The organism is Vibrio sp. 1978, assembly GCF_033344345.1.
In genome coordinates this window covers 1-572 of the sequence record NZ_JAWPOP010000805.1, presented here as the reverse complement: position 1 = coordinate 572, position 572 = coordinate 1, and the positions used below count along the sequence as shown (strand labels likewise).

Here is a 572-nt window from a genome sequence, read left to right as displayed (position 1 = left end):
GTGCAGCGCAAGTCTGATAGAAAAAGACCTCAAGTTCTCACGCAGCTGGCTGCAATCAAGAATTGCTCACGCATACATCATGACCAAGAAACTGTGGATTATCGGCGCGATCGGCGCCGGTTTATTGGGCGTTTACTTGTTAAGTGACGAGAGCAACATGGCGTCTGCGGCCAGCTCTTTAAACAGCGCTCCTGTCGATAAAAGAAAAAGCCAACATCACTATGGTGAACGTACGTCGTTAATTGAGGTGAAGCAGGCGCTCACAACATCGGCGTTGGACGGCTCGAGCTCTCTCGATTTAGATGCTGTGCTTAATGCCACCCCATTCGATCAACAAAACGTCGCCGAGAACCCTTTTGATACGTTTGATGGTTACTACCCTTACGATCTGACGGCGGTGACACCACAACCCAAGGTTGATGCGGCGAACAACAGCAAACCCATCATCAATCTATCGGTCGAACAGCAACTGCAAACCATCATTTATGGTTGGGAGCTAACGCAGAACAAGCCGATCAGCAATTCGTTAAGTCTGAACCAATTGTTTGAAGACCCCGATGGTGACCTGCTCA

The 572-nt window shown here is 49.1% G+C and carries 2 pseudogenes; both read left to right on the top strand.

Annotated elements, in window-relative coordinates:
* Positions 1–73: pseudogene (locus R8N49_RS29215) on the top strand (RNA polymerase subunit sigma); the annotation flags it as partial.
* A 6-nt stretch (positions 74–79) separates the two neighbouring features.
* Positions 80–572: pseudogene (locus R8N49_RS29210) on the top strand (hypothetical protein); the annotation flags it as partial.